Annotated in this window: 11 protein-coding genes and 1 rRNA gene; 2 read left to right on the forward strand and 10 right to left on the reverse strand. The window is 53.5% G+C overall.

The window, feature by feature from the left end:
• The first annotated feature begins 509 nt into the window (after nt 1-509).
• A complete protein-coding gene (gene abrB / locus ACSZLD_RS16040) occupies nt 510-797 on the forward strand; it encodes a transition state genes transcriptional regulator AbrB (protein ID WP_090844546.1) in 288 nt (95 codons plus the stop codon).
• Nucleotides 798-889: 92 nt separating this feature from the next.
• Here the strand turns inward: abrB and rsmI are convergent, their stop codons facing one another.
• From rsmI to ACSZLD_RS16080, 8 genes are all read right to left on the reverse strand, one after another.
• Entirely contained in the window at nt 890-1,768 is an 879-nt protein-coding gene (gene rsmI / locus ACSZLD_RS16045; RefSeq protein ID WP_444685775.1) for a 16S rRNA (cytidine(1402)-2'-O)-methyltransferase, read from the reverse strand.
• Nucleotides 1,761-2,504, reverse strand: a complete 744-nt coding sequence (locus ACSZLD_RS16050) for a tRNA1(Val) (adenine(37)-N6)-methyltransferase (protein ID WP_377910350.1) — start codon at nt 2,502-2,504, stop codon at nt 1,761-1,763. The genes rsmI and ACSZLD_RS16050 overlap by 8 nt, the downstream gene beginning before the upstream one ends.
• 127 nt (nt 2,505-2,631) lie before the next feature.
• Nucleotides 2,632-2,985, reverse strand: a complete 354-nt coding sequence (gene yabA / locus ACSZLD_RS16055; RefSeq protein WP_168009079.1) for a DNA replication initiation control protein YabA — start codon at nt 2,983-2,985, stop codon at nt 2,632-2,634.
• A gap of 15 nt (nt 2,986-3,000) precedes the next feature.
• Nucleotides 3,001-3,828, reverse strand: a complete 828-nt coding sequence (locus ACSZLD_RS16060) for a PSP1 domain-containing protein (protein WP_377910349.1) — start codon at nt 3,826-3,828, stop codon at nt 3,001-3,003.
• A gap of 2 nt (nt 3,829-3,830) precedes the next feature.
• Nucleotides 3,831-4,820: a DNA polymerase III subunit delta' gene (holB, locus tag ACSZLD_RS16065; protein WP_444685776.1), complete on the reverse strand. Its 990-nt coding sequence runs from the start codon at nt 4,818-4,820 to the stop codon at nt 3,831-3,833.
• A 17-nt stretch (nt 4,821-4,837) separates the two neighbouring features.
• On the reverse strand, nt 4,838-5,167 hold the full coding sequence (darA, locus tag ACSZLD_RS16070) for a cyclic di-AMP receptor DarA (RefSeq protein ID WP_168009027.1): 330 nt from the start codon (nt 5,165-5,167) through the stop codon (nt 4,838-4,840).
• 84 nt (nt 5,168-5,251) lie between these two features.
• Entirely contained in the window at nt 5,252-5,881 is a 630-nt protein-coding gene (tmk, locus tag ACSZLD_RS16075) for a dTMP kinase (protein ID WP_377910347.1), read from the reverse strand.
• 15 nt (nt 5,882-5,896) lie between these two features.
• Nucleotides 5,897-7,291 (reverse strand): aminotransferase class I/II-fold pyridoxal phosphate-dependent enzyme, encoded by a 1,395-nt coding sequence (locus ACSZLD_RS16080; RefSeq protein ID WP_444685777.1) that lies wholly within the window; start codon nt 7,289-7,291, stop codon nt 5,897-5,899.
• An 88-nt stretch (nt 7,292-7,379) separates the two neighbouring features.
• Between ACSZLD_RS16080 and ACSZLD_RS16085 the strand changes: the two genes are divergently transcribed.
• Complete coding sequence (locus ACSZLD_RS16085) at nt 7,380-7,988, forward strand: hypothetical protein (protein WP_377910345.1); 609 nt, start codon at nt 7,380-7,382, stop codon at nt 7,986-7,988.
• Here ACSZLD_RS16085 and ACSZLD_RS16090 read toward each other — a convergent pair.
• A complete protein-coding gene (locus ACSZLD_RS16090) occupies nt 7,985-8,671 on the reverse strand; it encodes an NAD(P)-binding domain-containing protein (protein ID WP_377910344.1) in 687 nt (228 codons plus the stop codon). The two genes, ACSZLD_RS16085 and ACSZLD_RS16090, sit on opposite strands and share 4 nt — an antisense overlap.
• A 137-nt stretch (nt 8,672-8,808) precedes the next feature.
• A 5S ribosomal RNA gene (gene rrf, locus ACSZLD_RS16095) occupies nt 8,809-8,925 on the reverse strand.
• Nucleotide 8,926 lies beyond the last annotated feature (1 nt).

Raw genomic sequence — 8,926 nt, forward strand, 5'->3', positions numbered from 1 at the left:
AAGCGGACGGCGGCTCTCTACTCATCCCATCATTGAAGCGTATGCGTATTCTCTCTGCAATATACCGAATGGCTCGTCCTCTGTCAATAGAAGCGTGCTGCATGGCGGTTTTTACCAATTCGGGCACCGGGGGTATATGGTATTTCGACAAGCTAAACATTGTACAAAGTTTGTACATTCTTTATAATGAAGAATTTTTTTCTTGCATTTTTGTTATATTCTTCCCTTTTTTGGGTATAGTGCTATACGTGATGTCAGATGTCGAATTCAGTCGACAATGGAGAGGAGGGACGGGGTGCGGTTTATGACAACCTGACAGACTGCTTCCAGTGAAACCAGCTTCAGAGCATAGCTGCACGCCATATAATAAAAAACTTATTTCCTTTTTATATCATTTTAATTGACTTCATTTGGAAGTGCTGGTATTATACTCTTAACAGAATTTTGTCGAATCATGACGTTTCGAGACTTCTGGAATAACACACAGGATTACAGAGAGGGGTATTAACATGAAATCAACAGGTATTGTAAGAAAGGTTGATGAGCTGGGCCGCGTCGTCATTCCTATCGAGCTGCGTCGTACACTGGATATTGCTGAAAAGGATGCGCTGGAGATTTACGTGGATGATGACCGCATCGTTCTGAAGAAGTACAAGCCAAACATGACATGCCAGGTGACGGGTGAAGTCTCTGATGACAACCTTTCCCTTGCGAAAGGCAAAATCATCCTCAGCCCTATGGGTGCCAAGGAGATCATCAAAGACCTGGAAGAATATATTTCCAAGCAGGAAAATTAATCTCTAAAAAGTACGCCCGTCTAGTCGACGGGCGTACTTTTTTTGCTTTCAGAAAGCTAAGCTGGGGCACAGAGCGCTGCCACTGACACCTTTTAACTAGCTCCAGTGTCGTGATAAGCCGCATACACGTCGCGCTTCGGCATGCTCCGGTCCACAGCCGTCTGTTTGATCGCCTGCTTGGAAGAGTGGCCTTTGTCGATATGGTGCTCGACATGCTGCTTCAGCGACAGCTCCTGCCACCATTCCGTTCCGGCAGCTGCCGCTTCCTCCTCACCTGCACCTTCGATCAGAATCACGCACTCTCCTTTGATGTCTGTCCCGGCCGCCCAGGCTGCAAGCTCCTCAAGTGTTCCGGTCATATATGTTTCAAACTGCTTCGTCAGCTCACGTCCGACGGCGGCCCGGCGGGGGCCGTATACATCAAAAGCGGCCTGCAGCATTTGATCAAGCCGGTGCGGAGATTCATAAAAAATCAGCGTAGAGCGGGCTGTCCGCCACTCTTCCAGCAGCTCAGTGCGCTTTCTCTTTTTTCGTTCAGAAAAGCCGAGAAACGTAAAGGAGGTGGTCGGAAGTCCAGAAGCGGTCAGAGCCGTGACGGCTGCATTTGCTCCGGGCAGTGCGGTCACAGTCAGCCCTTCCTGCCGGCATGCGTCAACGGCTGCCCAGCCCGGGTCGGAAACACCCGGCGTTCCCGCATCGCTGACGAGCGCGACCTTTTTACCGCTGCGGATTTTTTTCAGCAGCTCCTCCAGCCGCGTATCGCTGCTGTGTTCGTGAAAGCTGATCAGCGGTGTCTCAATTTCGTAGACATGACACAGCTTCCGCGTATGTCTCGTGTCTTCTGCCGCAATAACGTCCGCTTCTTTCAGCTCGCGGACAGCACGAAATGTCATATCCTCCAGGTTGCCAATCGGCGTCGGTACGAGAACCAGCATGCCGCCATCAGCCTGATACGTTCGCTGCTCATGCATGAAGACCCTCTCCTTTCACCATGTAGTCGTAAAACGCCGGTTCATATTCTCCATTTTCCTGATAAACCGTCCACGGAGACTCTACTTTCATACCCGGAGACCCGTCTTTCACCGCTTCCACGAGTAGAATATTCGCTTCCCGTCCCGGCTTCGGATGAATCAGCTGCACCCGTTTCGGCTCCAGATTTACCCGCTGCATAGCGGCAAATAGTTCCGACATCCGCTCCGGACGATGGACAAACGCAGCTTTTCCTTTAGGGCGGACGAGCGCTGCGGCTTTTGCTGTAACGTCCTGCAGCGAACAGGCCACTTCGTGACGGGCGATCTGCTTCGCTCCCGCTTCCTTCAGCGGCTGCTTCATTTTCGGGGCCGCAAAATAGGGCGGATTGCACGTGACCAGATCAACCGGTCCATCCACGGCGGGGTGCAGGGTAAGCAAATCGCGTTCCTCCACCTGGATGCGCTCCTCAAGACCGTTTGCTGTAACCGAGCGTTCCATAAGTCTGCACAGCTGCGGCTGCAGCTCCACTGCCCGAATGAAAGCTTTCGTTTTCGATGCAAGCAGCAGCGGAATCGCCCCGGTACCCGCGCATAAATCAATGACAGACTCTGCTCTGGCAGCATCCGCAAACATTGCCAGCAGCACCGCATCCATCGAATACGTAAAGACGTCGGGCCGCTGATGAATGATCGTTCCTCCAGGCAGATAATCTGCTCGTTCCTCTGTTTTCGTCATCGTTCAAACGCCTCTTTCTTCTATTACTAACGCTCTCTTCTTCCCCCAATGCGCTTCCGTGCAAAGCGGTACTGTCCTTTCAAAAAGAAAAACGCCCAAAAGCAGCGCTTCTGAACGTTTGCGTCATTTATTCCTCCCGATTCAGGAAGGAAAGACAGAATAGACAGTCTCCCTCTTTGCGGATGCTTCCATAGTGCAGGTTGCAAATATGGAACCCCTCCTGGTAAAGACGCGCCAGATTGTCGTAGCCTTCTCCAAATCCCGGCTTCAAACGCGGACCGGCAGCGCCGACTCCTGCAGCCTCTGCTGCTTCTTCCTCCTGGTTCATCCGCTCACGCAGGTGCTCATTTTCCATCTGCAGATGCGTATTCTCCTCGAGAAGCAGCGCCAGCTGATCCTTTAGTTCACCCAGCTCGTGATGGAGACCGCCGATGCGCTCTTCCATCTGGCTGACGCGTGTAAATATCTCATTTTTGTTCACGATGCGCACACCTCATTATTTCGTGGTTTCCGTGGCGATCGCTCCTTCTTCCAGGAGTTCATCCAGCGTATACTCAATGACCTGCTTAGACTCGAAAATCTCGACCTGAACGAGCCGCTCCAGCATGTTCAGTCCAACGACCTTCCCGCGGCCGTAGCTCGTATTCAGCTTCTGATACAAATCAGGAAGCACTTTTTTCGCTTCCTCATACATATCGTTTTCATATTTCAGGCAGCACATCAGCCTTCCGCACAGTCCGGAAATTTTCGTCGGATTAAGCGACAGGTTCTGATCCTTTGCCATTTTAATAGAAACCGGCTCAAAATCACCGAGAAACGTCGAGCAGCAGAGCATGCGGCCGCACGGACCGATACCGCCAAGCATTTTCGCCTCATCCCGCACGCCGATCTGACGCAGTTCAATGCGTGTACGGAAAACGGAAGCGAGGTCTTTGACGAGCGTCCGGAAATCGATGCGCCCGTCCGCTGTAAAGTAAAACAGTACTTTATTTCGATCAAACGTGTATTCTACATCAACCAGCTTCATATCAAGGTTGTGCTCCGTAATCTTCTTCAGGCAGACATCGAATGCTTTCGCGGCTTCCCGCCGGTTTTCTTCGATAGTCAATTTATCCTTCTCCGTTGCCTTGCGCAGTACTTTTTTCAGCGGCAGGACAACGTCTTCTTCGGCAACTTCCTTCATGCCGATTACTGCTTTTCCGAATTCGACGCCACGCGCCGTTTCGACGATTACGTAGTCATCCTTCTCTATATGAAAATCCCCGGGTGAGAAATAATAAATCTTCCCGGTTTTTTTGAAACGAACTCCGATCACTCGATGCACATTTATCCCTCCTGTAGACGAAGAAGCAGCTGTTCCATGAGCAGCTGCGGCGCTGCGTTGGCACTAAGCCGGCGCCTCGCATCCATCACTGCCTGGAGGTTGTTACCGAGTTTCCCTTGAGAGAGCTGGAAAGCCTGTTTGGAGAGACTGTCTTCCTGATCGATAAACACAATTTGCTCGGACTGGCCGACCTGCATGCGCAGCACGTCCCGGTACCAGAGCATGATCATATCCAGTGCGGTTTCCAGATCCTTGCGTTCTGTAAAAAACGGCATCACCGTTTCATGCAGGGTAATATAGGAATCGCGCGGTTTGCGGATAAGATCGTCAACTAATTGTATCACTTTCTCCCGCCCCTGTGAAATCCATTCCTCGCCAAAAAGTGCCTCAGCCTCCGTCAGATCAGAGGTCAGCCGGGAAGCAAGGTACGCTTCTTTTTCCGGATAGCCTTTGCGGACAAGCTCCCTCGCAGCGGCTTCCGGCGGCAGCGGCACAAAGCTGAGCATCTGGGCACGGGACAGAATCGTCGGAAGCATTAGACGGGAGTTAACCGTCATGAGAACAGCCAGTGCCTCGCCATCCGGTTCCTCTAAAAATTTCAGCAGGCTGTTCGCTGCACTCGCTGACATTTTATCGGCTTCTTCCACGAGGTATACCTTTCTGCCGGATTCCATGCCGCGCATGCTGAACTCCCGCTTCAGTTCACGAATCTGGTCTACTTTGATCACGGCTCCGTCCGGACGGAGCACGTGCACATCCGGATGATTCCCAGAGGCTGCACGCCTGCATTCCGGACAGGCCAGGCAAGGATCTGCACCGCTCAGATTTCGGCACAGAAATGCCTGAGCCGCAAGCTGGGCCGCAAGCTTCTTCCCCGTGCCGCGGCCGCCTTCAAAAATATATGCATGGGCCAGCCGGCTGCGGCGGATGCTGTTTTGCAGCACGCGCGCTACAGCCGGCTGTGTCTGTTCAAGCTCCTGCCAATGCTGCATGGCTGTCTCCTTCATTTCTAAAACTTTTCGAACCGTTCAACCGGAAGAATAAAGACGGTCGCACCGCCGACCTGTACTTCCACCGGGTATGGCACGTAGGAATCTGCATTTCCCCCCATTGGTGAGATCGGCGCCACCAGCTGTTCTCTCGCCTTGCAGTTTTCTTTTATCAATTCCAAAACAGGCTGTACCTGATCATCTTCCACACCGATCATAAAGGTCGTATTCCCTGCTTTTAAAAATCCGCCTGTGCTTGCAAGCCTGGTCGCCTGAAAATCCTGATCCACCAGCGCATCCGAAAGACGGTTGCTGTCTTTATCCTGGATTACTGCAACGATCAGCTTCATAGTCATCTCCTCCATCGAAAGGGGTTACTCGTATTATAACAAGAAACTGCTGCGCAGGCGTGTGATTTGTCAGATTTACCGCGTTCAGCGGCTAAGTTTTTTATGTATTTCTTCCCACGCCTTTTTCACTGTGTCGGCAGGCGTACCTGAAGCGTCAATTTGCCGAATCCGCTCTGGTTCCTGCTGCTGCAGCTCCCGGTACATGCTGCGCACTTTTTCATGAAACGGCAGTGCTTCAGCGTCCAGCCGGTTGATTTCGTGTCCTCTGCCAGAGGCAATGCGGGCAAGACCGATTTCCGGATCAATATCAAAATACAATGTCAGATCAGGCATGCGGTCTTCTGTCGCAAAGCGATTCAGTTCCCTTACTGCTTCTACGCCGATGCCCCGAGCATACCCTTGATAAACGAGGCTGCTGTCGACAAACCGGTCACAGAGCACAATGCCTCCTTTTTCAAGGTGCGGGAATACTTTTTCTACAAGATGCTGCCGCCGGGCTGCTGCGTAAAGCAGCGCTTCGGTGCGGGCGTCCATCTCTGTATGGGACGGATCGAGAATGACCGCACGAATTTTTTCCGCGATTACACTTCCTCCCGGCTCTCTCGTAGCCAGGACCTCCCAGCCTTCCTCTTCCAATTTTTCCTTCAGGTAGAGCATCGCCGTCGTTTTACCGGCTCCCTCTCCTCCTTCTACTGTAATAAACCATCCGCTCACGCTGTTCATCCTTTCTTATGCTCTAGTTTTAAAGACACGAACATAGTCGTCGTCCCCTTTGATACGTATGCCCGCCCTCCGCAGCTGGTACAGCTTCTCAATGTGCCGCTTTGTCAGCTGTTCGCCGCGGATGACAAGTGGCACTCCCGGTGGATAAGGAATAAGCTCAGCTGCACTGATTCTTCCCTTGGCTTCGTGCAGCAGACAGCTCTCAGTGGGAAGCATCGCCATTTCCTCCTGCCGGAGAGCAGGACGACGCAGCCTTACCTCCGGCTCCGCATGCCAAAATTCCGGCGCTGCAGCTGAACGGTCCCCAAATACCGGGACGCTTGCTGTCATGCGATGGATCAGGTCCGCATCGAGCGGAAGCGTGAGCAGGAACAGCTCCGGTGTACGAAGTTCTGCATAGCCCCCCGCTGCTTCCAGCAGGTTCTCCATATCTGCTGTGCTCCTGTGCAATGAGGCGGCAAATGCTGCCTTCAGCGGATCACGGCGCCAATTGCCGAGCTGCGCCGGGAGAACCAGTGCTCCCGTCTTCCGGCACAGCTCCTCTGCCGCCTGCGCAATCTCCTTCCAACCTGTCACTTCTGCGAGAAAAGCCCGGGCCGCATCAAGCGAGGCCAGTATCGGATACGAGGGGCTGCTCGATTGAATCATTTGCAGCATCCGGTTTAAAGCTGCTTGGTTCACGCGGCTGGTGCCGATATGCATCCACGCTCCCATCGTGAGGGCCGGGAGCATTTTATGAGCGGACTGAATGACGAGATCCGCTCCATGCTGCAGAGAGCTCTCAAAAAAGGGCAGCTCTGCCCCTGGCAGAAAATGCGCGCCGTGCGCTTCATCTACAATAAACAGCGCATCGTGCTCGCGGCACAAGGCTGCATGCTGATGAAGCGGCTGGACGTACCCTTCATAAGATGGATTCGTCACCAGTACGGCCGCTGCTTCCGGCACTTCTTCAAAGGCCGTTTGAAGAGCGTCGGAGGGGATGCCGAGCGGTGTGCCTGTCTGTGCTTCTATATCCGGTTCGACGAGCACCGCTTCTGCCCCTGCGAGCTCCAGCGCGTGAAACACGGATTGATGGCAGTTTCGTTGCACAATGACTGTTTGTCCACGTGAAACAGAGGAAAGGACTGCAGCAAGGATACCGGAAGTAGAGCCGCCGACTAATAAGCGGCTGTCCCGGCTCTGATACAGCTGGCTCAGCAGGATCTCTGCTTCCCGAATAATCCCGGAAGCATCGTGCAGGTCATCAAGCCCGGTGATTTCTGTTTTATCAACCTGCATCACGGCTTGCAGGATTTCCTCTGTACCCTCCGGCAGCAGCGTTCCGTTCTTGTGACCGGGAACGTGGAACGAATTGTCGCCCCGCCTGTTCATCAACGCTTGTACGATCGGCATATGTAACATGGTACGCTCCTTCTGCTTCCTCCGCTCCACTTGCACTCCTGTCCTGCCTCTGGTTAACTGGAGGAAACAGCTGTGAAAGGGGCCTTATGTGAAACGTTATATTATTCTATTTCTCCTGTTAACAGCCTATGCCGTCTTTGTAGCACCAGGTGCACAAAATGCAGATGATCCATTTTTATCAGCCATCATCGACGGTCGTATTCAGGACTTGAATCCGCTGACGGTCGCTGTGTTTACGATGCTCGGCATTTACCCGCTGCTGTTTTTGTTTCTGCTGCTTCCAAAGGATACAAGACGCGTTCCTGCCTGGCTGTTTGCTCTGTTTTCCTTCGGATTAGGGGCCTTTACGATATTGCCGTACATGGCCGTTCGCGGCCGGAAGACGCGGGAGACGCCCCGTGGTCCACGCTTTCTGCAGCACGCCCTCACGCATCCGGCAGCTTATCTGCTTGCAGGTATCGCGGGTGCCGCCGTGCTCCTCTCTGCGCTTGGCGGCAGTGTAAGCGGCTATATAGAAGATTTCCAGCAGTCTCATCTCGTCAGCGTGATGTCTATTGACTTTCTCGTCGTCGTCTGGCTTGCCTACGACATTTTAAAGCGTGAATGGGGCGTCGAGCGTTATGCGTGGCTTGCCTTTATTCCGGCGGTCGGTCCAGCGCTGCTTCTTTGGATGAACCGCCGGCAGGCTGCTGATTAGTCTCGGCGCAGTTCATCTGCCAGCTTCCTGCCAAAAGCACCAAGCCTGCCATCAGCATAAGCATGGATCACCTCAGGCATAAGTGAAGCTAACGCCTGGCGGATGTAAAGCTCCTGCCATCCCTCTTGCCGCAGCTGCTCTTCAAGAGCGGCTGCGGCTTTTACAGCTGCTTCCGTCGCTGTCCGGTTCAACGTCTCTACCGTTTTTTCCTCACCGTTAATGACGTCTCCCAGTGCTTCAAACCGCAACTTCAACGTTTGGTCCGACGCCGCCTCAGGAGAAACAAACAGCACCGCCTCGCCCCGCCTTAACGTTTCAGCATGAACAGCTGCCTTCATGCCGGCAAAGCGATGCTCTGGAAACTGCTTCCGAAGCGAAGCGGTCCCCTTTGTCGTCGCCATGTTGACAAGCGTCGTGCGGCGCATGTTCAGGCCGCTCTGTTCGAGATCCTCGATAAATGGTGCAATGCTGTCAGCTGGAAGAGCCAGAACCAGGTAATCCAGATGCGGCAGCTCTTCCTTTGCCGCTTCTCGTGCCCCCGCTGCAGACGATGCTGCCGCGCGGCGTCTATGTTCATCAGGGTGGTATATCTCTGTCGTCAGTCCTTGTCGGTCCCAGCCGGCAAGGAGCGCTGCTCCAATTTTACCGATTCCAGCCAGTCCCCATCGAATCGTTTCGCTCATCGTCATTCCTCCCTGTCTCCATCATAGCGAATACGGCGCTCTGCTGAAAGGCGTATCCATGGAAAAAGGAAACCAACGCAAAAAAAGAGGGTGCCGCCCGGGAACCAGGGTCTGGTTCCGGGAGACACCCTCCGGTGACCCAGCAACGTCCTACTTTCGCAGGGGGAGAGCCCCCAACTATCATCGGCGCTGGTGAGCTTAACTTCCGTGTTCGGCATGGGAACGGGTGTGACCTCACCGCTGTCGCTACTGGAT

It is taken from the genome of Alkalicoccus luteus (assembly GCF_052061695.1).
In the GTDB taxonomy this organism is placed as follows: Bacteria; Bacillota; Bacilli; order Bacillales; family Salisediminibacteriaceae; genus Alkalicoccus; species Alkalicoccus luteus.